The organism is Streptomyces sp. NPDC053665, from assembly GCF_055585285.1.
In genome coordinates this window covers 214,510-235,681 of sequence record NZ_JBVJKK010000008.1, presented here as the reverse complement: position 1 = coordinate 235,681, position 21,172 = coordinate 214,510, and the positions used below count along the sequence as shown (strand labels likewise).

The 21,172-nt window shown below is 74.6% G+C and carries 21 protein-coding genes; 15 read left to right on the top strand and 6 right to left on the bottom strand.

Annotated features, from left to right (window positions below; all coding sequences use genetic code 11):
• Positions 1–200: 200 nt before the first annotated feature.
• Together ACZ6ZN_RS29135 and ACZ6ZN_RS29130 are read left to right on the top strand one after the other, a co-directional pair.
• Positions 201–770 carry a helix-turn-helix domain-containing protein gene (locus tag ACZ6ZN_RS29135; protein WP_398110602.1) on the top strand — a complete coding sequence of 190 codons (570 nt, stop codon included), beginning with the start codon at positions 201–203 and terminating at the stop codon, positions 768–770.
• Positions 767–1,486, top strand: a complete 720-nt coding sequence (locus tag ACZ6ZN_RS29130; protein WP_469650795.1) for a helical backbone metal receptor — start codon at positions 767–769, stop codon at positions 1,484–1,486. The genes ACZ6ZN_RS29135 and ACZ6ZN_RS29130 overlap by 4 nt, the downstream gene beginning before the upstream one ends.
• On the opposite strand, the gene ACZ6ZN_RS29125 is transcribed toward ACZ6ZN_RS29130, so the two are convergent.
• On the bottom strand, positions 1,398–2,549 hold the full coding sequence (locus tag ACZ6ZN_RS29125; RefSeq protein ID WP_469650793.1) for a TDT family transporter: 1,152 nt from the start codon (positions 2,547–2,549) through the stop codon (positions 1,398–1,400). The two genes, ACZ6ZN_RS29130 and ACZ6ZN_RS29125, sit on opposite strands and share 89 nt — an antisense overlap.
• A gap of 70 nt (positions 2,550–2,619) precedes the next feature.
• On the opposite strand from ACZ6ZN_RS29125, the gene ACZ6ZN_RS29120 reads away from it, so the two are divergent.
• A complete protein-coding gene (locus tag ACZ6ZN_RS29120) occupies positions 2,620–3,549 on the top strand; it encodes a LysR substrate-binding domain-containing protein (RefSeq protein WP_398110605.1) in 930 nt (309 codons plus the stop codon).
• 36 nt (positions 3,550–3,585) lie between these two features.
• Here the strand turns inward: ACZ6ZN_RS29120 and ACZ6ZN_RS29115 are convergent, their stop codons facing one another.
• From ACZ6ZN_RS29115 to ACZ6ZN_RS29105, 3 genes are all read right to left on the bottom strand, one after another.
• Positions 3,586–4,299 (bottom strand): gamma-glutamyl-gamma-aminobutyrate hydrolase family protein, encoded by a 714-nt coding sequence (locus ACZ6ZN_RS29115; RefSeq protein ID WP_469650790.1) that lies wholly within the window; start codon positions 4,297–4,299, stop codon positions 3,586–3,588.
• Positions 4,300–4,321: 22 nt separating this feature from the next.
• Positions 4,322–5,764 carry an ethanolamine permease gene (eat, locus tag ACZ6ZN_RS29110; RefSeq protein ID WP_398110607.1) on the bottom strand — a complete coding sequence of 481 codons (1,443 nt, stop codon included), beginning with the start codon at positions 5,762–5,764 and terminating at the stop codon, positions 4,322–4,324.
• A gap of 179 nt (positions 5,765–5,943) precedes the next feature.
• A complete protein-coding gene (locus tag ACZ6ZN_RS29105; protein WP_469650787.1) occupies positions 5,944–6,681 on the bottom strand; it encodes a FadR/GntR family transcriptional regulator in 738 nt (245 codons plus the stop codon).
• 84 nt (positions 6,682–6,765) lie between these two features.
• On the opposite strand from ACZ6ZN_RS29105, the gene ACZ6ZN_RS29100 reads away from it, so the two are divergent.
• Genes ACZ6ZN_RS29100 through ACZ6ZN_RS29085 form a run of 4 tightly spaced genes read left to right on the top strand, consistent with a single transcriptional unit; the run spans position 6,766 to position 11,234 of the window.
• Positions 6,766–8,130, top strand: coding sequence for a glutamine synthetase family protein (locus ACZ6ZN_RS29100; RefSeq protein ID WP_398110609.1), 1,365 nt, complete (start codon positions 6,766–6,768; stop codon positions 8,128–8,130).
• A 7-nt stretch (positions 8,131–8,137) separates the two neighbouring features.
• A complete protein-coding gene (locus ACZ6ZN_RS29095) occupies positions 8,138–9,511 on the top strand; it encodes an aldehyde dehydrogenase family protein (RefSeq protein WP_469650784.1) in 1,374 nt (457 codons plus the stop codon).
• A complete protein-coding gene (locus tag ACZ6ZN_RS29090) occupies positions 9,508–10,293 on the top strand; it encodes a 3-oxoacyl-ACP reductase (RefSeq protein ID WP_469650782.1) in 786 nt (261 codons plus the stop codon). The genes ACZ6ZN_RS29095 and ACZ6ZN_RS29090 overlap by 4 nt, the downstream gene beginning before the upstream one ends.
• Before the next feature lie 47 nt (positions 10,294–10,340).
• On the top strand, positions 10,341–11,234 hold the full coding sequence (locus ACZ6ZN_RS29085) for a DUF2510 domain-containing protein (protein WP_469651060.1): 894 nt from the start codon (positions 10,341–10,343) through the stop codon (positions 11,232–11,234).
• A 14-nt stretch (positions 11,235–11,248) separates the two neighbouring features.
• On the opposite strand, the gene ACZ6ZN_RS29080 is transcribed toward ACZ6ZN_RS29085, so the two are convergent.
• Positions 11,249–12,451 (bottom strand): amino acid deaminase/aldolase, encoded by a 1,203-nt coding sequence (locus tag ACZ6ZN_RS29080; protein WP_469650779.1) that lies wholly within the window; start codon positions 12,449–12,451, stop codon positions 11,249–11,251.
• Positions 12,452–13,907: 1,456 nt separating this feature from the next.
• Between ACZ6ZN_RS29080 and ACZ6ZN_RS29075 the strand changes: the two genes are divergently transcribed.
• From ACZ6ZN_RS29075 to ACZ6ZN_RS29065, 3 genes are all read left to right on the top strand, one after another.
• Positions 13,908–14,777, top strand: a complete 870-nt coding sequence (locus ACZ6ZN_RS29075; protein WP_469650777.1) for a hypothetical protein — start codon at positions 13,908–13,910, stop codon at positions 14,775–14,777.
• A gap of 92 nt (positions 14,778–14,869) precedes the next feature.
• Positions 14,870–16,006 carry a type VII secretion-associated serine protease mycosin gene (gene mycP, locus ACZ6ZN_RS29070; RefSeq protein WP_469651057.1) on the top strand — a complete coding sequence of 379 codons (1,137 nt, stop codon included), beginning with the start codon at positions 14,870–14,872 and terminating at the stop codon, positions 16,004–16,006.
• 44 nt (positions 16,007–16,050) lie between these two features.
• Positions 16,051–16,779, top strand: a complete 729-nt coding sequence (locus tag ACZ6ZN_RS29065; RefSeq protein ID WP_451879155.1) for an SseB family protein — start codon at positions 16,051–16,053, stop codon at positions 16,777–16,779.
• A 39-nt stretch (positions 16,780–16,818) separates the two neighbouring features.
• Here the strand turns inward: ACZ6ZN_RS29065 and ACZ6ZN_RS29060 are convergent, their stop codons facing one another.
• A complete protein-coding gene (locus tag ACZ6ZN_RS29060; RefSeq protein ID WP_376332612.1) occupies positions 16,819–17,184 on the bottom strand; it encodes a DUF1844 domain-containing protein in 366 nt (121 codons plus the stop codon).
• 394 nt (positions 17,185–17,578) lie between these two features.
• Between ACZ6ZN_RS29060 and infC the strand changes: the two genes are divergently transcribed.
• From infC to ACZ6ZN_RS29035, 5 genes are all read left to right on the top strand, one after another.
• A complete protein-coding gene (gene infC / locus ACZ6ZN_RS29055; RefSeq protein ID WP_398110798.1) occupies positions 17,579–18,217 on the top strand; it encodes a translation initiation factor IF-3 in 639 nt (212 codons plus the stop codon).
• Between the two features lie 107 nt (positions 18,218–18,324).
• Positions 18,325–18,519: a 50S ribosomal protein L35 gene (gene rpmI / locus ACZ6ZN_RS29050; protein WP_003977225.1), complete on the top strand. Its 195-nt coding sequence runs from the start codon at positions 18,325–18,327 to the stop codon at positions 18,517–18,519.
• 94 nt (positions 18,520–18,613) lie between these two features.
• Entirely contained in the window at positions 18,614–18,997 is a 384-nt protein-coding gene (gene rplT, locus ACZ6ZN_RS29045; RefSeq protein ID WP_010045263.1) for a 50S ribosomal protein L20, read from the top strand.
• An 88-nt stretch (positions 18,998–19,085) separates the two neighbouring features.
• A complete protein-coding gene (locus ACZ6ZN_RS29040) occupies positions 19,086–19,949 on the top strand; it encodes a TrmH family RNA methyltransferase (RefSeq protein WP_398110615.1) in 864 nt (287 codons plus the stop codon).
• A gap of 51 nt (positions 19,950–20,000) precedes the next feature.
• Positions 20,001–21,152 (top strand): sensor histidine kinase, encoded by a 1,152-nt coding sequence (locus ACZ6ZN_RS29035; RefSeq protein WP_469650774.1) that lies wholly within the window; start codon positions 20,001–20,003, stop codon positions 21,150–21,152.
• Positions 21,153–21,172 lie beyond the last annotated feature (20 nt).

The following is a 21,172-nucleotide window of genomic DNA, read 5'->3' as shown; positions in this document are numbered from 1 at the left end:
GGACGCCCGCCCCACCGCCCCGGGCGGCGGATCCCCTGGCGCGAACCGTCGGGTCGCGCACCGCCCGGTACGACGGCGATGCGACGGGCGCGTGATGCGGTCCGCCGAACATGCGTAGGGTGCGGACAGGCCGGCGGAAGGAGTGCGCCGGACCGCCGGGGCACGGGAGCGGGCGACGGGCGAAGGAGGGAGCCGGAGCGATGGGCGACCACAAAGAACAGTCCCTTCGGGTCGGCGCGGCCGTACGCCGGCGGCGCCGTGCGCTGGACCTCACCCTCGCCGTCGTGGCCGAGCGCAGCGGCCTGTCCGTCCCCTTCCTCAGCCAGGTCGAGAACGACCGGGCCCGCCCCAGCCGCAGTTCCCTGGAGAAGGTCGCCGACGCCCTGCGCACGACCGCCGTGGAACTGCTCGCCGCGGCCGACCCGGCGTGCAGCGTGGACGTGGTCCGCGCCGACGACCCCGAGCCGCTGCCCCGGCCCCGCACCCGCTCCCTGGTACGCGGACACCACCAGATGCACGCCTCCGAGTACACCGGCGACCATGACGCGGGCCGTGAGTTCCAGTACCGCAACGACCAGTTGATGTACGTGGCGGACGGTGCGGTGGAGATCGAGGCGGAGGGCCGCGCCTACCGCCTGGGGCGGGGGGACACGCTGTACCTGACCGGCGGGGTGCGGCACCGCTGGCGGGCGGCGGAGTCGGACACCCGCGTCGTCGTCGTCGCCGTGGCGGAGCACATCGAGGCGGTCCGGGACCGGCCGCGCCGGTGAGGGTGGTCTCGCTCGTCCCCTCACTGACCGAGGCCGTGGCCCGCTCGGCGCCGGGTGCCCTGGTGGGCGTCACCGACTGGTGCACCCATCCGCCGGCTCTGGACGCCGTCCGCGTCGGCGGCACCAAGAACCCCCGCGTCGACCTGATCGCCTCCCTGGCGCCCGACCTGGTGATCGCCAACGAGGAGGAGAACCGCGCCCCCGACCTCCGGGCCCTGCGGGAGACGGGCGCCGAGGTGCTGGTGACCGAGATCCGGAACGTGCCGCAGGCCTTCCGGGAACTGGCCCGGGTGCTGGACGCCTGCGGGGTGCCGGCCCGTCCCCGCTGGCTGGACCGGGCCGAGGAGACCTGGGCGGCCCTGCCCGCGCCGGCGGACCGGCCGAGGGCGATCGTGCCGATCTGGCGGCGCCCCTGGATGGTGCTGGGCCGCGACACCTTCGCCGGCGACGTCCTGGCCCGCCTCGGCGTCGACCTGGTGCACGCGGACCACCCCGACCGCTACCCGCGCATCCCGCTGGAGGAACTGCGCGACTGCGGCGCCGATCTGGTCGTCCTGCCGGACGAGCCCTACCGCTTCACCGCCGACGACGGCCCGGAGGCGTTCCCGGACCTGCCCTGCGCGCTGGTCAGCGGACGGCACCTGACGTGGTACGGACCGTCACTGGGCGAGGCGCCGAGCGTGCTGGGCCGGGCCCTGCGAGCAGCGCACCGCTGACCAGCCCGCGCAGGGTCCCGGCCACCGCGGTGCCCCACGCCGCCACCAGCACCGCGTAGAGCACGACGGCGGGGCCCGCGTAGGCCCAGAGCCCGGTGTGCCGCCCGAGCGCCTCGGCTCCGGTGACGCAGGTGCCGACCGGGAAGGTGAACGACCACCAGGTCATCGAGAAGGCCATGCCCTGCCGCCGGGCCCGCCGGACGAGGGCGGCGGCCAGGCAGAACCACAGCAGCGCGAACCCCATCACGGGCACCCCGTAGAGCACGGCGAGGACACCGAAGCCCTGGCCGTAGGGCTCCGGCACGACCCCGGGGGCGACGTCCGCGAACGCGCCGACGGCGGTGGTGGACTGGCCGAGCGGCCCCAGCACCAGGAACAGCGTCGGCGTCAGGGCCGGGGGCAGCGGCCCGCCGGTGAGCAACCGCGCGAAGACCAGCGGCAGCATCAGCCCGGTCGCCAGCAGGCTCAGCCCGAACAGGGCCACGCAGACGAGCAGCAGCGTCGCACGGGGCTGCCCGGCCGGCAGGTGCGGCACCAGCCGCGGCCCGACCGCGGCCGACACCATCGGCGCGACCAGCGGCAGCAGCCACACCGGCGTGGCCTGCCCCGGCTCCACCCGGTGCCGCACGGCCATCAGGTACGGGACGGCCACGGCGGCGGCCAGCGCGAGGACCGTGCCGGTGGTGAACAGCACGGCGTCCACCACCACCGCGGCGCGCAGCCCGACGAGGTCACGGCCGACGGTGAGGGCGCCGCCGCCGACGGCCAGCAGGGCCATGGCGAGGCAGCCGTAGAAGGGCGCCGTCGCCGGGTCGAGCAGTTCGGCGCGGGCCCGGGCGCGGTGGTGGGCCCAGTGCGCGGCCCGCGCCCCGAGCAGGACGAGCAGCGCGAGCAGCGAGAGGGCCCACACCGCGGTCAGTGCGGCGCGCAGCCCCGGAACGTGCGGGGGCAGTCCGGCTCCGGCGGTGGCGACGACGGCGGTCCCCATGACGGTGGCGTACCAGTTGGGTCCGAGGTGTCGGACGGAGAGGCGGGCGGCGGGGGGCCGGACTGCGGTGACCATGCCTCCACGGTGGCGGCGGGGGAGCCGGGCCACCAGGGAGTGCTCTCCTATGGCGGCATAAGCTGGGTTTATGAGCAACGCAGACGGTCGGACCGGGCCCCTCGCGGCCGGGTCCCTGGCCCACCGGGTCCCGGACCTCGGTGCGCTGGAACTGCTGCTGGCGGTGGCGCGGGTCGGCAGCCTCGGCGGGGCGGCGCGGGAGGTGGGCATCACCCAGCCCGCGGCCAGCAGCCGCATCCGGTCCATGGAGCGGCAGCTCGGGGTGGCGCTGGTCGACCGCTCCCCGCGGGGGTCGCGGCTGACGGACGCGGGGGCCCTGGTCACGGACTGGGCCCGGCGGATCGTCGAGGCGGCGGAGGCGTTCGACGTGGGCGCGCAGGCGCTGCGCGACCGCCGGGACTCGCGCCTGCGGGTGGCGGCGAGCATGACCATCGCGGAGTACCTGCTGCCGGGCTGGCTGCTCGCGCTGCGCGCGCAGCGGCCCGACACGGCGGTGTCGCTGCACGCGGGCAACTCGACGGTGGTGGCGCAGCGGCTGCTGGCGGACGAGGCGGATCTGGGCTTCGTGGAGGGGGTGAGCGTGCCGAGCGGGCTGGACTCGGTCGTCATCGCGCACGACCGGCTGATCGTCGTCACCGCGCCGGGCCACGCCTGGGCCCGGCGCCGGCGGGCACTGGCGGCGCACGAGCTGGCCTCGACGCCGCTGATCCTGCGTGAGAAGGGGTCCGGGACGCGGCAGGTGCTGGACGCCGCACTGGGCGGTCTGGCCCGGCCCCTGATCGAGCTGTCCTCGACGACGGCCGTGAAGGCGGCCGCGGTCGGCGGGGCCGGGCCCGCGGTGCTCAGCGAACTGGCGGTGGGGGAGGAGCTGGGCATGCGGCGGCTGGTGTCGGTGCCGGTGGAGGGGGTCGCCCTGGCCCGCGACCTCCGGGCGGTGTGGCCCACCGGGCACCGCCCCACGGGCCCGGCCCGGGACCTGCTGTCGCTCACCCGGGGGTAACTGGCCGTCGCTCACCCGGGGTTGGCCGGCTGTCGCTCACCCGCGGGTGGTGACGGGAGCGGGGCGTCCGGCCGCCGCCTCCACCAGCGCCGTCATCACCCGTACGTCGTCCCCCATCTCCGGGTGCCACTGCACTCCCAGCACCCAGCGGGCGGACGGCAGTTCCACCGCCTCCACCGTGCCGTCCGCCGCGTACGCCGACGGCACCAGGCCCTCGCCCAGCCGGTCCACGGCCTGGTGGTGGTACGTCGGGACGAACTCCTCCTCCGGTACGACCCGGCCGTACAGGCTCCCCGGCACCGGTGTGACGGCGTGGCCGCCGAACACGCCCACGACCTCGGCGTGGCCGTCGATGTGCTGCACCAGCGTCCCGCCCAGCGCGACGTTGAGCAGCTGCATGCCCCGGCAGATCCCCAGCAGCGGGACGTCCGCCGTCAGGGCCGCGTCGATCAGCGCCAGCTCCCAGGCGTCCCGCTCCGGTGCCGGCGGCCCGGTGCGCGGTTCGCGCTCCGCGCCGTAGCGGACCGGCTCGACGTCGGGCCCGCCCGCGATGACCACCCCGTCCAGGCGGGCCACGGCGGCCGCGGCCCGCTCCGGGTCGTCCGGCGGCAGCATGACGGCCAGGCCGCCCGCCCGCTGCACCAGGCGCGGGTAGCCGACCGGCAGCAGCGCGGCCTCCAGCTCCCACACGCCCCAGCGCGCACCGGCCTCCAGGTAGGTGCTGACCCCGATCAACGGCCCGTTCACCACAACTCCCTCGTCGTTCGTCGGTTCAGTCCCGTGCCAACTCTGCCTCGGCCGCGGCCAGCGCCGCGAACTCCTCCTCCGGCGCCTTCGCCACCAGCCGCTTGCGGCTGTACAGGCCGAAGTAGGCGACGGCCACCGCGTAGACCACCAGCGCGATGAAGGCCGCCGTGACGTCCACCAGGAACGTGGCCACCAGCGCGGCGCAGGCCAGCACCAGGGCGACCGAGGAGGTCAGCACCCCGCCCGGCGTGCGGTACGGCCGCGGCAGTCCCGGCTCGCGGCGGCGCAGCACGATGTGGGACAGCGACATCAGCGCGTAGGAGATGGTCGCGCCGAACACGGCGATGTTCAGCATGCGGGCCCCGTCGCCGGTCACCGCCGCCAGCAGGAAACCGATCGTGCCGGGCACCAGCAGGCCCAGGTAGGGGGCCTTGCGGCGGCTGGTCAGGGACAGGAAGCGCGGCAGGTAGCCCGCGCGGGACAGGGCGAACAGCTGGCGCGAGCCCGCGTAGATCAGGGAGAAGAAGGACGCCACCAGACCGGCCAGGCCCGCGTAGTTGACGATCCGGCTGAGGGTCGTCGCCTTCCCGTCCGGCTGGAGCGCCTCCACCAGCGGGTTGCCCGCCTCCTGGACGGCCGCCGAGCCCCGCGCCCCGGCGGCAGCGAAGAACGTGACCACTGCGAGGACCACCAGGATGCCCATCGACCAGCGGATGGCCTTGGGCAGCGTGCGGGCCGGCTCCCTGGTCTCCTCGGCGGCCAGCGGCACCCCCTCGACGCCCAGGAAGAACCACATGCCGAACGGGAACGCCGCCCAGATGCCGAGCAGCCCGAACGGCAGCCAGGAGCTCGACCCCGCGGCGGAGGGGTCGGCCGGGATGTCGTCCAGCGAGCCGAGGGAGAAGTCGGGCAGCGCGGCCAGCGCGAAGACGATCAGGGCGGCCACCGCGATGCCGGTCACGACGAAGCTGAAGCGCAGCGCCTCGCCCACGCCCCAGAGGTGGATGCCGAGGAAGATCACGAAGCACACCAGGTACATCGGCCAGCCGGACTCCAGACCGAACAGGCCCAGCGACTCGACGTAGTCGCCGATGAAGATGACGATGGCGGCGGGCGCGAGGACGTACTCGATGAGGATCGCCGTGCCGGTCAGGAAGCCGCCCCAGGGGCCCAGCGCCCGGCGGGCGAAGCCGTAGCCGCCGCCGGCGGTGGGCAGGATCGAGGACAGCTCGGCGAGCGCGAAGACCATGCAGGCGTACATGGTGCCCATGAGCACCATGGCGATGGCGAGACCGCCGAAGCCGCCCTCCGCCAGGCCGAAGTTCCAGCCGGAGTAGTCGCCGGAGACGACGTAGGCGACGCCGAGGCCGGTCAGCAGCACCCAGCCGGCGCTGCCCCGGCGCAGCGCCCTGCGTTCCAGATAGTCGTCGCCCTCCGGGGCGGGTGTCGGAGCGGGATCCTGGGACATGGGCTGTCTCCCCACGGGAGGTGACCAGCACGGGCGGTGACGGACACGGGCCGGCGGTCACGGGCGGACGGGCTGCGGCTCAATGGAATGAGGCCATACCTTTGCGGTGCCGCCCGGGGGAAGGCAAGACCCGTGCGTTAATCGCCGGTAAATCCTCGCGGCGCCCGCACACCCGCGGCTCAGCCCAGGAAGCCCCTCAGCAGCGCCGCAGTGCCCCCGCAGTGCTCGCGCATGATCTCCCGCGCCTGGTCGGCGTCGCCCTCGATCACGGCCTCCACCAGCGCCGTGTGCTGGCGCTGCGAGTGCTCCAGGTTGCGCACCAGCAGCGGGATGCAGTCCAGCAGGTCGTTGACCTGCGCGCGCACGGCCGCGTACTGCGCGGTGAGCGTGGGCGAGCCCGACAGCTCGGCGAGGGTCAGGTGCAGCAGCGTGTCCAGGCGCCGGTAGTCGGTGAGCGGCGCGTCCCGCGTGCGGGCCAGGGCCTCCCGCAGCCGCCCGGCCTGCTTCCCGCCCAGGCCGTGGCCCGCGCACAGCCCGGCCGCCCCCACCTCGAGCACCTCGCGGAAGCGCAGCACGTCCTCCAGGTCGACCTCGGCGATCCGCCGCCGCAGCTCGTCCTCGCCGCCGGCGTCCGTGCGGGGCAGCACGAAGGTGCCGCCGTAGCGGCCGCGGCGCGACTCCACCAGACCCTGGTCCTGGAGGACCTTCAGCACCTCGCGCAGCGTGACCCGGCTGATCCCCAGGCGCTCGGCCAGCTCCCGCTCGGCCGGCAGCCGCTCCCCGCCGGGCACCAGGCCCAGCCGCACCACCTGGAGGATCTGCTCCAGGGCCTCCAGGAAGCCGTTGCCCGCGCGCACCGGCCGCAGCACCGGCGTCAGCCCGTCCCGCACCCCGGCGCCGCCGTCGTCCTCCGGCATGTGGCCGTACCCCCTTCCCAAGCAATGGTTCTCCGCAATACCTTATGGCTTCCGGCGGACCCAAGGAGCCAAGGAGGCCCTCCCGTGGCAGACCGCACACCCCCGCTGAGCGTCGAGGAGCTGCACGCCCTCGTCGCGGGCGGTGAGATCGACACTGTCGTCCTGGCCTTCCCCGACATGCAAGGGCGGCTCCAGGGCAAGCGGTTCGCCGCACGCTTCTTCCTCGACGAGGTCCTGGAGAACGGCACGGAGGGCTGCAACTACCTGCTCGCCGTCGACACCGAGATGAACACCGTCGACGGCTACGCGATGTCCTCCTGGGAGAGCGGCTACGGCGACTTCGCCATGGTCCCCGACCTGGCCACCCTGCGCCGCGTCCCCTGGAACGCCGGCACCGCCATGCTCCACGCCGACCTCGCCTGGCACGACGGCTCACCCGTAGTCGCCGCGCCCCGCCAGATCCTGCGCCGCCAGCTCGAGCGCCTGGCCGAACTCGGCTACACCGCCCAGGTCGGCACCGAGCTGGAGTTCATCGTCTTCGAGGACACCTACGAACAGGCCTGGGACGCCGGCTACCAGGGCCTCACCCCGGCCAACCAGTACAACATCGACTACTCGGTCCTCGGCACCGGCCGCATCGAGCCCCTGCTGCGCCGCATCCGCAACGAGATGGCGGGCGCCGGCCTCACCGTCGAGTCCGCCAAGGGCGAGTGCAACCCCGGCCAGCACGAGATCGCCTTCCGCTACGACGAGGCCCTGGTCACCTGCGACCAGCACACCGTGTACAAGACCGGCGCCAAGGAGATCGCCGCCCAGGAGGGCAGGTCGATCACCTTCATGGCCAAGTACAACGAGCGCGAGGGCAACTCCTGCCACATCCACCTCTCGCTGGCCGACGCCGACGGCGGCAACGCCATGGCGGGGGACGGCGCGGACGGCATGTCGGACGTCATGCGGCACTTCCTCGCCGGCCAGCTCGCCGCCCTGCGCGAGTTCTCCCTGCTCTACGCCCCCAACATCAACTCCTACAAGCGGTTCCAGCCCGGCTCCTTCGCCCCGACCGCCGTCGCCTGGGGCCACGACAACCGCACCTGCGCGCTGCGCGTCGTCGGCCACGGCCGCTCCCTGCGCTTCGAGAACCGCCTGCCCGGCGGCGACGTCAACCCCTACCTCGCCGTCGCCGGCCTGGTCGCGGCCGGACTGCACGGCATCGAGCACAAGCTCGACCTGCCCGACGCCTGCCGCGGCAACGCCTACGCCGCCGGCCTCGACCACGTGCCCACCACCCTGCGCGAGGCCGCCGAGCTGTGGGAGAACAGCTCCGTCGCCCGGGCCGCCTTCGGCGACGAGGTCGTCGACCACTACCGCAACATGGCGCGCGTCGAACTGGACGCCTTCGACGCCGCGGTGACCGACTGGGAGCTGCGCCGCTCCTTCGAACGCCTGTGAGGCCCCGTTGACTTCCGAACACCAGCTGGACGTCCTGAACCCCGCGACCGAGGAACTCGTCGCCACCGTCACCGGCGCGGGCCCGGCCGAGGTCGACGCCGCCGTGGCCCGTGCCGAGCGGGCGCAGCGCACCTGGGCCGCCCTCGCCCCCGGCGACCGGGCCCGGCTGCTGCGCCGCTTCGCCACCACCGTCGACGAGCACCTGGAGGAACTCGCCCGCCTGGAGGTCCGCGAGGCCGGTCACCTCCTCGGCAACGCGCGCTGGGAGGCCGGCAACGTCCGCGACCTGCTGGACTACGCGGCCGGAGGCGTGGAACGGCTCACCGGCCGGCAGATCCCGGTACCGGGCGGCCTCAACGTCACGATCCTCGAACCGCTCGGCGTCGTCGGCGTGATCGCGCCCTGGAACTTCCCGCTGCCCATCGCCGCCTGGGGCACCGCGCCCGCCCTCGCGGCAGGCAACGCCGTCCTCCTCAAGCCCGCCGAGACCACCCCGCTCACCGCACTGCGCCTGGCCGAACTCGCCCTGGAGGCCGGGCTCCCCGAGCACCTCCTCCAGGTCCTGCCGGGCCGCGGCGACATCACGGGCGACGCACTGGTCCGGCACCCCGGAGTCGCCAAGATCGTCTTCACGGGTTCCACCCGCACCGGCACGCGCGTCGCCGCGCTCGGCGCCGAGCAGGTCAAGCCCGTCACCCTCGAACTCGGCGGCAAGAGCCCCAATATCGTCTTCGCCGACGCCGACCTGACCAGCGCCGTCGACCCCTTCTCCTTCCTCGACAACTCCGGCCAGGACTGCTGCGCCCGCACCCGCGTCCTCGTCCAGGAGTCCGTCCTCGACGAGGTACGCGAACTGCTCGCCGACGCCCTGGCCGCCGTGGTGGTGGGCGACCCGGCCGACGAGAAGACCCAGATGGGCCCGCTCATCTCGCGTCAGCAGCTCGACCGGGTACGCGGGTTCGTGCCCGGCGACGCCCCCGCCCTGCGCGGCAGCGCACCCGAGGGACCCGGCTTCTGGTTCCCGCCGACCGTCCTCACCGGCGAGCGGCCCGACTCGCCCGCGGCCCGGGAGGAGATCTTCGGCCCCGTCGCCGTCCTGCTCCCCTTCACCGACGAGGAGGACGCGATCCGCCTCGCCAACGACACCCCCTACGGCCTGTCCGGATCCATCTGGACCCGGGACGTCGGCCGCGCCCTGCGGGTCTCCCGGGGCGTCCGCGCCGGGAACCTGTCCGTCAACTCCCACGCCAGCGTCCGCTACTGGACCCCGTTCGGCGGCTACAAGCAGTCCGGCGTCGGCCGCGAACTCGGCCCCGACGCCCTGGCCGCCTTCACCGAGACCAAGAACGTCTTCATCAGCACGGAGGGCCCCGCACAGTGACTGCCCAGGAAAGCATCTGCCGTCGTCTCGTCGGCCGTACCGCCGTCGTCACCGGAGCCGGCAGCGGCATCGGACTCGCCGCCGCCCGCCGTCTCGCCTCCGAGGGCGCCCACGTCGTCTGCGGCGACGTCGACGAGACCCGCGGCAAGGCCGCCGCCGACGAGGTCGGGGGCACCTTCGTGAAGGTCGACGTAACCGACCCCGAGGAGGTGGAGGCCCTCTTCCGCACCGCCCACGACACCTACGGCAGCGTCGACATCGCCTTCAACAACGCCGGGATCTCCCCGCCCGACGACGACTCCATCCTGGAGACCGGCCTGGAGGCCTGGAAGCGCGTCCAGGAGGTCAACCTCACCTCCGTCTACCTGTGCTGCAAGGCCGCCATCCCCTACATGCGCCGCCAGGGCCGGGGCTCGATCATCAACACGGCGTCCTTCGTGGCCAGGATGGGCGCCGCCACCTCGCAGATCTCCTACACGGCCTCCAAGGGCGGCGTCCTCGCCATGTCCCGCGAACTGGGCGTGCAGTTCGCCCGCGAGGGCATCCGCGTCAACGCCCTGTGCCCCGGGCCGGTCAACACCCCGCTGCTCCAGGAGCTGTTCGCCAAGGACCCGGAGCGGGCCGCCCGGCGCCTGGTGCACATCCCGCTGGGCCGGTTCGCCGAGGCCGAGGAGATCGCCGCCGCCGTGGCCTTCCTCGCCAGCGACGACTCCTCCTTCGTCAACGCCACCGACTTCCTGGTCGACGGCGGCATCTCGGGGGCGTACGTCACACCGCTGTAGGGGGTGCCCGCGCGGGCCGGGGCGCGGCCTACAGTGCCGGGATGAGCATGACACCGCCGCCCGGCTGGTACCCCGACCCGCGCCCGCCCCACCAGGAGCGCTGGTGGGACGGCACGGCCTGGACCGAGCACCGCCGCGCGCCCGCGGTCACGACCGCGGCGGTGCCCCCACCCGCGGGCGGCGACTCCGGACGGGGACGGACCGCGGCCCTGGCCGCGACCGGGGCCGTGCTGGTCGCCGCGATCGTCACCGGGGCGCTGGTCCTCGGCACCGGGGACGACGGGACCGGCACCAGGACGGCCCCCGCGCCCTCCGCGTCCGCGCCGTCCGAACCCGCGGGGCAGTCCACGTCCCCGCCGGCCACCGGTGGCCCCTCGCGGGTGGAGGACCAGCTCAACGGCATCACGTTCCCCCTCCTCGACGGCTGGGTCCGCCCCAAGTACGTCACCGAGGACGACGCCGTCATGACGACCGACGGCACCTACGACTGCCCCGGCGACGGCGGCGTCTGCCGCCACGGCCTCGTCCTGTCCCGCACGGTGACCGCCAACGACGAGAAGTCCCCCGAGGCCCTCGCCAAGGGCGACATCGCCGACGCGGCCGAGGACGCCTTCGACCACGACACGCTCGACCGCGAGCCCTACGGCGGCATGGTCTCCCACGAGACCGTCGCCTCCGGCCCGGTCGCCGTGGCGGGCCGCGCCGGGTACTACGTGCGCTGGCGCGTCCACACCGCGAAGGGACCGGGCGGCTACGTCCAGTCGCTCGTCTTCCCGTCCAGCGTCGGCACCGAGTCACCCGTCCTCGTCCGGTACGTCTTCGACGCCGGCGGCGAGGGGCCGCCGCTCGCCGACATGGACCGCATCACCAAGGGCATCCGCCCGATCGGTGACGCGGGCACCGGCGGCGGCGTGGGCAGCAGCATCGGCCCGCCGGACTGACGCGGCCGCCACCGCTACAGGAACGTGCGGCCCTCACCGCGGTAGGTCGGCACGGTCGCCGTCACCGCGTCCCCCTCGACCAGGTGCAGCGCGTCGAACCGCTCGCACAGCTCACCGGCCTTGGCGTGCCGGAACCACACCTTGTCGCCGATCAGCAGGTCGTCCGCGGGGGCTCCGAGCAGCGGCGTCTGCACCTCGCCGGCCTGCTCCTGCGGGTCGTAGCGCAGCCCCTCCGGCAGATACGGCACCGGCGACCGATCGGGCCCGGCCGCACCCGACGCGGGATACCCGCCGCCGAGCACCGTCACCACCCCGACCCCCGGGCGCCGGACCACGGGCTGGGCGAACAGCGCCGCCGGACGGCCGCGGAAGGAGGTGTAGTTGTCGAACAGCCGCGGCACGTACAGACCCGACCCGGCGGCGATCTCGGTCACCGCGTCCTCGGCCGCCGTGTGCTGCACCGACCCGGTGCCCCCGCCGTTGACGAACTCCAGCCCCGGCACGACGGCCCGTACCGCACGCACCACCTCCGCGCGCCGCACGGCCAGTTCGCGCCGTGCGGCGGCCTGCATCAGCCGGATCGCCCGCGAGCGCAGCGGACGCCCGGCCACCGCGTCCCCGACCCCGGCGACATGCCCCTCGTACGCCATGATCCCCACGACCTCGAACCCCGGCCGCCGGGCCACCGCGCGGGCCGTCTCGGCGACCTCGACGGGGGAGTGCAGCGGCGAACGCCGTGCCCCGACGCGCACACGTCCCCCGAGCAGCCGCAGCGAGGTGTCCAACTCCAGGCACACCCGCACCACTTCGCGCCCGTCGCCGCGCGCGGCGTCGATCAGGTCGAGCTGCGCGACGTCGTCGACCATGACGGTCACGGCCGCGGCCAGCTTGGGATCACCGGCGAGTTCGGCGAACGCGGCCCGGTCGGCGGACGGGTAGGCCAGCAGCACGTCGTCGAACCCGGACCGCGCCAGCCACAGCGACTCGGCCAGGGTGAAGGACATGATCCCCGCGAAGCCCTCCCGGGCCAGGACGCGTTCCAGCAGCGCCCGGCAGCGCACGGACTTGCTGGCCACGCGGATGGGCTTGCCCCCGGCGCGGCGGACGAGGTCGTCGGCGTTGGCGTCGAACGCCTCCAGGTCCACGATCGCGAGAGGGGCGTCGTAAGCGGCGGTGGCCCGGTCGTAACGGGCCCGGTCGGAGGCGCGCGCAGTCATGGACGCAGCCTGCCAGACGGGATTACCGCAGGGTAGGGGGACGTTCCGGGCAGATGCCCCGGCCTCGCGGACTGGTTCCCGCCCGCCCGGCGACAAGCCGTAGAGTGACGCGCACGTACGGCGGAACCGCGCCTGCCGGGGATCCGCGCCGGGATGACGCTCCGTCCGTACGGGTAGGTGTGCCCGGGACGGCCGCGTCCGCGCCGGGCCTCGGGCAGGACGGCACGGCACCGGCCCGCGCGCGAGACGAGCGGCCCGGGCACGAGGAAACGGGGGGTGCATGAGCACGGAAGCGCAGCGCGCCTCCTTCCCCCCGCGCCCCGCGGCCCCACCCCGCCCGCCCCACCCCCCGGTCCCCGCGCAACCCCCCGCGGCGGACGACACCCCGGACCCCCACCGTCCGTCCTGGGCGACCCGGGACGGGGCCTCGGACCCGAGCGGAGCGGTGTCTCCCCCGCCGCCTCCCGCCTCCGCGCGTTTCCCCGACTCGCCCCCCGGTGCCGGGCAGCTCCCGCCCCGTCCGGGACACCTCCCCGCGCCGGCCGGCACGGGCACCCCGGGGCCGTCGGCCGAGCCGGAACGTTCGGACGCCCCGGCAGGACGGCCGTTCCGCCTCTCCCCGCCCGGTCGCACCGACGCCCCCGCGCAGTCCCCGGCGGACACCTCCACGCGCCCGTTCCGGCTTCCCGCGCCCCGCCGCACGGGCGCCCCCGCCGAGGGCACCTCCGAGACCACCGCACGTCTGCGGCCGATCCCCACGGCACCGCAGCCACCCCGCCGCGACGAGACCGCACGGCCATCGCCCACCGCCCACACCCCACAGCCGGGCCCCCACCCGGCCGATGCGACGCCCCGACGCCCGGCTCACGATCCGCAGGCGGATGCCCGCACTGCTGCCACAGGCGCGCCGCACGGCGCCCACGAGCAGCAGGCCGATGCCCGCACTGCTGCCGCGACGCCCCGGCGCCCCGCCCACGAGCCGCAGGCCGATGCCCGCGGTGCTGCCGCGACGCCCCGGCGCCCCGTGCACGAGCCGCAGACCGATGCCCGCGGTGCTGCCGCGACGCCCCGTCGCCCCGCCCACGAGCCGCAGCCCGGCCCCGCTGCTGCGCCCTCCCGGCGCCCGGCTCACGAGCCGCAGACCGATCTGCGCTCCACTGCCCCGAGCTCGCCCCACGGCGGCTACGAATCGCATGCCGATGCCCGCCCCACTGCCGCGACGCCCGCGCGCCCGGCGCACCAGCCGCAGACCGATCCGCGCCCCGCTGCCGCAGGCGCGCCGCACGGCGCCTACGAGCCGCAGGCCGATGCCCGCGGTGCTGCCGCGACCCCCCGGCGCCCCGCCCACGAGCCGCAGCCCGGCCCCCGCCCCGCTGCCGCAGGCTCGCCCCACGGGGGTCCCGGGACGCACGCCACCCCCCTGCCCGGTGAGCAGCGGCCCGGTCCCGATCCCGCGTTGTCCTGGAGTGCGCCCCTCGCGCCCGGCGGCGGTACCGGGGCCGTGCGGCCCGTCGTGTCGTTCGGGGAGTCCGAGGGGTACGACGGCGACGCGCGGCCCCGGCCGCTGCGGCGGCGCGGGGTGTCGCAGGCCGCCGCTGCCGCCGTGTGCCTGGTGCTCGGCCTCGGCCTCATCTCCGGCGCGGTCACCGGCAGCTGGCTCGTCGGGGACTCCGACGCGGCCGGCTCGCGCAGCGCGTTCGGCGCGGCCGCCGGCATGTGGCACAACGCGCCCGTCGACCGGCTGTTCCCGCCCACGGTGCAGGGCCGCGGCGCCGGACCCGGCGGAGCCGACCGCTCCTGGACCCGGGTCGCCGTCGCCCCGGACAGCGGCTGCCGGGACGCCTTCGACCCGCTGCTGCGCAAGGCCCTGGCACCCGTCGGCTGCGAACGCCTCCTGCGCGCCACGTACACCGACGCCACCGAGAGCCACGTGACGACCGTCGGCCTGCTCTTCACCACGGCCGACGCCCCGGGCATGACCGCCCTCGCGAACCGTTTCCGCAACGAGCGCCTGGACCGCCGCGACGACCTGATGCCCCTGCCGTACGCGGCGAAGGGCACCCCCGCCGCCGGCTTCGGCGCCGCCCAGCGCGCGTCCTGGACCGTCTCCGTGCTGACCGAGGCGCCGGTCGTCGTGTACGCGGTCTCCGGCTGGGCCGACGGCCGCACCGTCGACACCCCGCAGCCCGCCGGGGACGCCGTGGCGACCGACACCCCCTCCGCCGTCGGCCAGGCCGGGCTCGGCCACGAGGCGCAGGGCCTCGCCGACCGTATCGAACGCGACCTGCGCAGGAACGCCCGCTCGGCCACGGAGCAGCCGTCGTGACGGACCCCACCCCGCACGCGACGGACGCCGCCCCCGCCCCCCGGGCGGGCACCCGGGCCGCCCGGCGCCGCCGGGCAACAGCCCTCGGCGCCCTGCTCACCACGGCCCTGGTCCTGCTGCCCGCCGCCACGGCCCACGCCGACGGCATCCGCGCCCAGCAGTGGGCCCTGGACGCCATGCACACCGACGAGGCCTGGCGGACGACGAAGGGCGAGGGCGTCACCGTCGCCGTCCTGGACACCGGCGTCGACGCCGACCACCCCGACCTGGCCGGCAACGTCCTCACCGGCAAGGACCTGGTCGGCTTCGGCGCGAAGCCCGGCAACCGCGCCTGGGCCCGGCACGGCACCGCCATGGCCGGGATCATCGCCGGTCACGGACACGGCCCGGGGGACACCGACGGCGTCCTCGGCATCGCACCCGAGGCGAAGATCCTCCCCGTGCGCGTGATCCTGGAGGACGGCGACCCCTCCCGCGCCAAGGCCCGCACCACCCGCGGCAACGCCCTCGCCGAGGGCATCCGCTGGGCCGCCGACCACGGCGCCGACGTCATCAACCTCTCCCTCGGCGACGACTCCGCCTCCGCGCACCCCGAACCCACCGAGGACCAGGCCATCCAGTACGCCCTGGACAAGGGCGTGGTGGTCGTCGCCTCCGCCGGCAACGGCGGCGAGAAGGGCGACCACATCTCCTACCCGGCCGCCTACCCGGGCATCGTCGCCGCCACCGCCGTCGACCGCGCCGGGACCCGCGCCTCGTTCTCCACCCGCCGCTGGTACGCCACCGTCAGCGCCCCCGGCGTCGACGTCGTCATCGCCGACCCGGACCGCAAGTACTACGAGGGCTGGGGCACCAGCGCCGCCGCCGCGTTCGTCTCCGGCGCCGCCGCCCTGGTCAAGGCGGCCCACCCGGACCTGACCCCGGCCCAGGTCAAGTCGCTGCTGGAGCGGACCGCCCGCAACGCCCCGGCGGGCGGCCGCGACGACTCCCGGGGCTTCGGCTTCATCGACCCGGCCGCCGCCATCAGGGCCGGCGCCCGGCTGAAGCCCGAGGGCCTGCGCGCGGCCTCGTACGGCGACAAGTACTTCGGCAGCGGACCGGACGCCGCCTCCCGCGGCGACGGCACGGCCGCCTGGGCCGGTCCCCTCGCAGGTGGCACGGGCGGTGTCCTCCTGGTCGCCGCGGTCGTGCTGTGGCGCGGCCGGCGCACGGGGCGCGAGGAGCACTGAGCCGCCGCGGGCGTACCGGTGCCCGGCCGATAGGCTCGACGACCGTGGCGAACAAGAACATCCCCGACCCCGGCTTCTCCGACGACGACGGCTCCGCCGATCCCCGGCTGAGCGCGGCCCTGGCCGCCTGGTCCGCCGACCGCACCGCCGTCGGACCCGTGCTGGAGGCGCTCAAGGGCGCCCGCCTGCTGGTCCCCGTGGTGGCCGTGCTCGGCGAGGTCGAGGAAGACGAGAACGGGCTGCGCCGCGAGAAGACCAGCGACATGGCCGTACCGACCCTCAAGGCCGGGAACCGCACCGCCCTGCCCGCGTTCACCTCCACGGACTCCCTCGCCCGCTGGGACCCCGCCGCCCGTCCCGTCGCCGTACCGCTGCACCAGGCCCTCCAGGCCGCCGCGCACGAGAAGGCGGACACGGTCGTGCTCGACCTGGCCGGGCCGGTGCCGTTCGAACTGACCGGTTCCGCACTGCTCGCCCTCGCCGAGGGCCGCGCCACCGCCGACCCGCTCGCGGACCCGGCCGTCGTCGGCGCCGTGCGCGAGGCCGTGGCCGCCGAGCCGGCCGTGCTGCGCGCCCACCTCGGCCCCGGACAGGCCGACGGGACCCTGGCCCTCGTCCTGGACCCGTCCGCGGCCCCCGCCGAAGCGGCCCGCTCCGTCGCCGAGCGCCTGGCCGCCGACGCAACGCTGAGGGCCCGCCTGGTGCGCGGCCTCGACCTGGCACTCCTGCCGGCCGAGGCGACGCCCCCGGGCGAGCCCCTCTTCGTGCGCTGAGCGGCGTGCGCCGCGCGACCTGCCGGCCGTCGCGACCTGCTAGCCGTAGACCGGACCCGTGTACTTCTCGCCCGGGCCCTGGCCCGGCTCGTCGGGGACGAGGGAGGCCTCGCGGAACGCCAGCTGCAGCGACTTCAGGCCGTCGCGCAGGGGCGCGGCGTGGAAGGAGCTGATCTCGGTCGCGGTGGCGTCCAGCAGACCGGCCAGGGCGTGCACCAGCTTGCGGGCCTCGTCGAGGTCCTTGTGCTTCTCGCCCTCCTCGGTCAGACCGAGCTTCACGGCCGCGGCGCTCATCAGGTTGACGGCGACCGTCACGATCACCTCGACCGCCGGGACCTCGGCGATGTCGCGGGCCATGGCGTCGAAGTCGGGGTTCGCCGAGGACTCAGCAGGGGTCTCACTCATGCCCCACACGATAGGCGCACCACGGGCGCGTGCCGCACCAGGGCCCGGGCGCCTGAATTAGCCGTTCCTGGCCATTGCTGGTAACCTCGTGTAACGACCGGTCGGACCCGTATGCCTCACGGCCCGCGAGCCCGGCCCACAAGTGGAGGCTTTCGAACTCCCACCCGACCACCCCCAGGGCGGCGGGTCACCGGTCAGACGACCCCGTCCCAGCGGCGGCGGTCCGTCCGAAAGCGCGCCCCGCGGATCCCGCGACGGTGCTCCGGTAGTTCGAGGAGCCCCGCCTGGGAATCGTCCGGGGCATTTTTTGTGCTTCGGCGCGGTTAGGTCTGTCGAACAGAGACGTTACGCGGCCGTCCGCCAGACCGTCGCGTGGTGCTACCGAGGAGGATCCATCAGCGCCGAGCCCCGCATCAACGACCGGATTCGCGTTCCCGAGGTGCGACTTGTCGGTCCCAGTGGCGAGCAGGTGGGCATCGTCCCCCTGGCCAAGGCACTGGAGCTTGCGCAGGAGTACGACCTGGACCTGGTCGAGGTCGCGGCGAACGCCCGTCCGCCCGTGTGCAAGCTCATGGACTACGGGAAGTTCAAGTACGAGTCGGCCATGAAGGCCCGTGAGGCGCGCAAGAACCAGGCGCACACGGTCATCAAGGAGATGAAGCTCCGGCCGAAGATCGACCCGCACGACTATGACACCAAGAAGGGTCACGTCGTCCGGTTCCTCAAGCAGGGCGACAAGGTCAAGATCACGATCATGTTCCGTGGTCGCGAGCAGTCCCGGCCCGAGCTGGGCTACCGACTGCTGCAGCGTCTCGCGGAGGACGTCCAGGACCTCGGTTTCGTCGAGTCGAACCCGAAGCAGGACGGCCGCAACATGATCATGGTTCTCGGTCCGCACAAGAAGAAGACCGAGGCGATGGCCGAGGCTCGTCAGGCGCAGGAAGCCCGCAAGGCGGACGCGAAGGCCAACCCCGGCAAGTCGCAGAACGCCGCGGACGCCGAGGCGCCGGCCGAGGAGCCCGCCGAGGCGTGACCCCCGGGACGCGAGTCCCAGGAAGCAACCGAAACAAGACGACGCTCCACCGTGCCCGGTTTCACGACCGGGCACCGGAGCGCCACCGACGAGGAGAGAACGGCGCTATGCCGAAGAACAAGTCGCACAGCGGTGCCAGCAAGCGCTTCAAGATCACCGGCTCCGGCAAGGTGCTGCGCGAGCGCGCCGGCAAGCGCCACCTGCTCGAGCACAAGTCGTCCCGTGTGACGCGTCGCCTCACCGGCAACGCCGAGATGGCCCCGGGCGACGCCGCGAAGATCAAGAAGCTTCTCGGCAAGTGACGCCCGGCGCGTGAGCGCCGCACGTCAGGACCGGGACCCAATCGATTTCGGGCCGTGTGAGGACCCCCACGGCCCCGCTACAAGGAGTTAAGAAGTGGCACGCGTCAAGCGGGCAGTCAACGCCCACAAGAAGCGCCGGGCGATCCTCGAGCAGGCCTCCGGCTACCGCGGTCAGCGTTCGCGCCTGTACCGCAAGGCCAAGGAGCAGGTCACCCACTCGCTGGTCTACAACTACAACGACCGCAAGAAGCGCAAGGGCGACTTCCGTCAGCTGTGGATCCAGCGCATCAACGCCGCTGCCCGCGCCAACGGCATGACCTACAACCGCTTCATCCAGGGTCTGAAGGCCGCGAACATCGAGGTCGACCGCAAGATCCTGGCCGAGCTGGCCGTCAACGACGCCGGTGCGTTCGCCGCGCTCGTCGAGGTCGCCCAGAAGGCGCTGCCGAGCGACGTCAACGCCCCCAAGGCGGCCTGACGCCGGCATCGAGCCGATGTGACTGACAGGACCCGCAGGCCGAACGGCCTGCGGGTCCTGCTGTGCAGCTACCGAGAAAGCGAACAGGATGTCCCCTGCCACCCCCGAGCTCATCTCCCCCCGTTCGCCCCGCGTCTCCGCCGCCCGGCGGCTGGCCAAGCGGAACTTCCGGGGGAAGGAGCGGCTGTTCCTCGCCGAGGGGCCGCAGGCGGTGCGGGAGGCGGCCGGGCACCGGGCCCGGGACGCGGCCACCCTGGTGGAGCTGTTCACCACCCCCGAGGCCGCCGACCGCCACGCCGACATCGTGGGGGCCGCCCGGGACGCCGGGGCGCGGGTGCACCTCGCCTCCGAGCAGGTCATCGCCGACATCTCCACCACCGTCACCCCCCAGGGCCTGGTCGGCGTCTGCCGGTTCCTGGACACGCCCTTCGACGAGGTCCTCGCCGGCCGCCCCCGCCTGGTCGCGCTCCTCGCCAACGTCCGCGACCCCGGCAACGCCGGCACCGTCCTGCGCTGCGCCGACGCCGCCGGCGCCGAGGCCGTCGTGCTGACCGACGCCTCCGTCGACGTGTACAACCCCAAGGCCGTCCGCGCCTCCGTGGGCTCCCTGTTCCACCTGCCTGTCGCCGTCGGCGTCCCCGTCGAGCACGCCGTGGAGCGGTTGCGTGCCGCCGGGATCCGGGTGCTGGCCGCCGACGGGGCCGGCGACCGCGACCTCGACGACGAGCTCGACAAGGGCACCATGGGCGGGCCGACCGCCTGGCTCTTCGGCAACGAGGCCTGGGGCCTGCCGGAGGAGACCCGCACCCTCACCGACGCCGTGGTGCGCGTCCCGATCCACGGGAAGGCCGAGAGCCTGAACCTCGCCACCGCCGCCGCCGTATGTCTGTATGCGTCGGCGCGTGCACAGCGTGCCGCCGGAGGGTGCCGCTCCGTCACCGGGAACCAGTAGGGTGACCAGCTCGGGGACCCCTCTGCGGAGCCTTGGAGGTGGGGGACGGGGATGAGCGTCGGCACGAGCAGCGCACCGGGAGCCCGGGACGCCGGGAACCCGCCCGCCGCGCCCCGGCCCTCCGGTGACCCGGGCGGCCTCGGCATCGACCCCGACGACCTGCCCGACGGGCTCGTCGTCGCCGACGAACAGGGCCGCGTCATCTGCTTCAACGCCGCCGCCGAGCGCATCACCGCCGTACGCGCCCGCGACGTCCTCGGGCAGCCGCTGGAGAAGGCCCTGCCGCTGGAGGACCTCGAGGGCCGGCGCTGGTGGCCGCTGACCGACCCGTACGGCGGTCTGGCCATCCGGGTCGGGCAGCCGGAGCGGAACCTGCTGCTGCCCGGCGGCCGCGAGGTCCTGGTCTGCGCGCGCTACGTGCGCACCCGGCCCACCGGCCCCCTGCGGCGCCTGGTGGTCACCCTGCGCGACACCGAGGCCCGCCGCCGCACCGAGCGCAGCCACGCCGAGCTGATCGCCACCGTCGCCCACGAACTGCGCTCCCCGCTCACCTCCGTCAAGGGCTTCACCGCCACCCTGCTCGCCAAGTGGGAGCGCTTCACCGACGACCAGAAGCGGCTGATGCTGGAGACCGTCGACGCCGACGCCGACCGCGTCACCCGGCTGATCGCCGAGCTGCTCGACATCTCGCGCATCGACTCCGGCCGCCTGGAGGTGCGCCGCCAGCCCGTCGACATCGGCGCCGCCGTCGGACGCCACATCCAGGCCCACGTCGCCGCCGGCCAGCCCGCCGACCGGTTCCTGCTGCGCGTCCAGCAGCCGCTGCCCGACCTGTGGGCCGACCCCGACAAGATCGACCAGGTACTCAGCAACCTGCTCGAAAATGCCGTGCGGCACGGTGAGGGAACTGTCACGATCGACATCACGGCCACGGCGTCCCTCCGCGAGGGCGAGTACGCCGAGAACGCAGCCACGTCGGTCACGGTGAGCGACGAGGGGCCCGGCATCCCGGAGGAGTCCATGAACCGCGTCTTCACCCGCTTCTGGCGGGGCAGCAAGCGCGGTGGCACCGGCCTCGGGCTGTACATCGTCAAGGGCATCGTCGAGGCCCACGGCGGCACCATCACGGTCGGCCGCGCCCCCGGCGCCGGGGCCGAGTTCCGATTTACGTTGCCCGTGGCGGCCCCGGCGTATCTCGCCTGAGGACCACGGGCGCATTCGCA

Coding starts and splice junctions, on each gene's coding strand:
- ACZ6ZN_RS29135 (WP_398110602.1), top strand. CDS start 201: ATGGGCGACCACAAAGAACAGTCCCTTCGGGTCGGCGCGGCCGTACGC.
- ACZ6ZN_RS29125 (WP_469650793.1), bottom strand. CDS start 2,549: ATGGTCACCGCAGTCCGGCCCCCCGCCGCCCGCCTCTCCGTCCGACAC.
- ACZ6ZN_RS29120 (WP_398110605.1), top strand. CDS start 2,620: ATGAGCAACGCAGACGGTCGGACCGGGCCCCTCGCGGCCGGGTCCCTG.
- eat (WP_398110607.1), bottom strand. CDS start 5,764: ATGTCCCAGGATCCCGCTCCGACACCCGCCCCGGAGGGCGACGACTAT.
- ACZ6ZN_RS29105 (WP_469650787.1), bottom strand. CDS start 6,681: ATGCCGGAGGACGACGGCGGCGCCGGGGTGCGGGACGGGCTGACGCCG.
- ACZ6ZN_RS29085 (WP_469651060.1), top strand. CDS start 10,341: ATGACACCGCCGCCCGGCTGGTACCCCGACCCGCGCCCGCCCCACCAG.
- ACZ6ZN_RS29080 (WP_469650779.1), bottom strand. CDS start 12,451: ATGACTGCGCGCGCCTCCGACCGGGCCCGTTACGACCGGGCCACCGCC.
- ACZ6ZN_RS29060 (WP_376332612.1), bottom strand. CDS start 17,184: ATGAGTGAGACCCCTGCTGAGTCCTCGGCGAACCCCGACTTCGACGCC.
- rpmI (WP_003977225.1), top strand. CDS start 18,325: ATGCCGAAGAACAAGTCGCACAGCGGTGCCAGCAAGCGCTTCAAGATC.
- ACZ6ZN_RS29040 (WP_398110615.1), top strand. CDS start 19,086: ATGTCCCCTGCCACCCCCGAGCTCATCTCCCCCCGTTCGCCCCGCGTC.
- ACZ6ZN_RS29035 (WP_469650774.1), top strand. CDS start 20,001: ATGAGCGTCGGCACGAGCAGCGCACCGGGAGCCCGGGACGCCGGGAAC.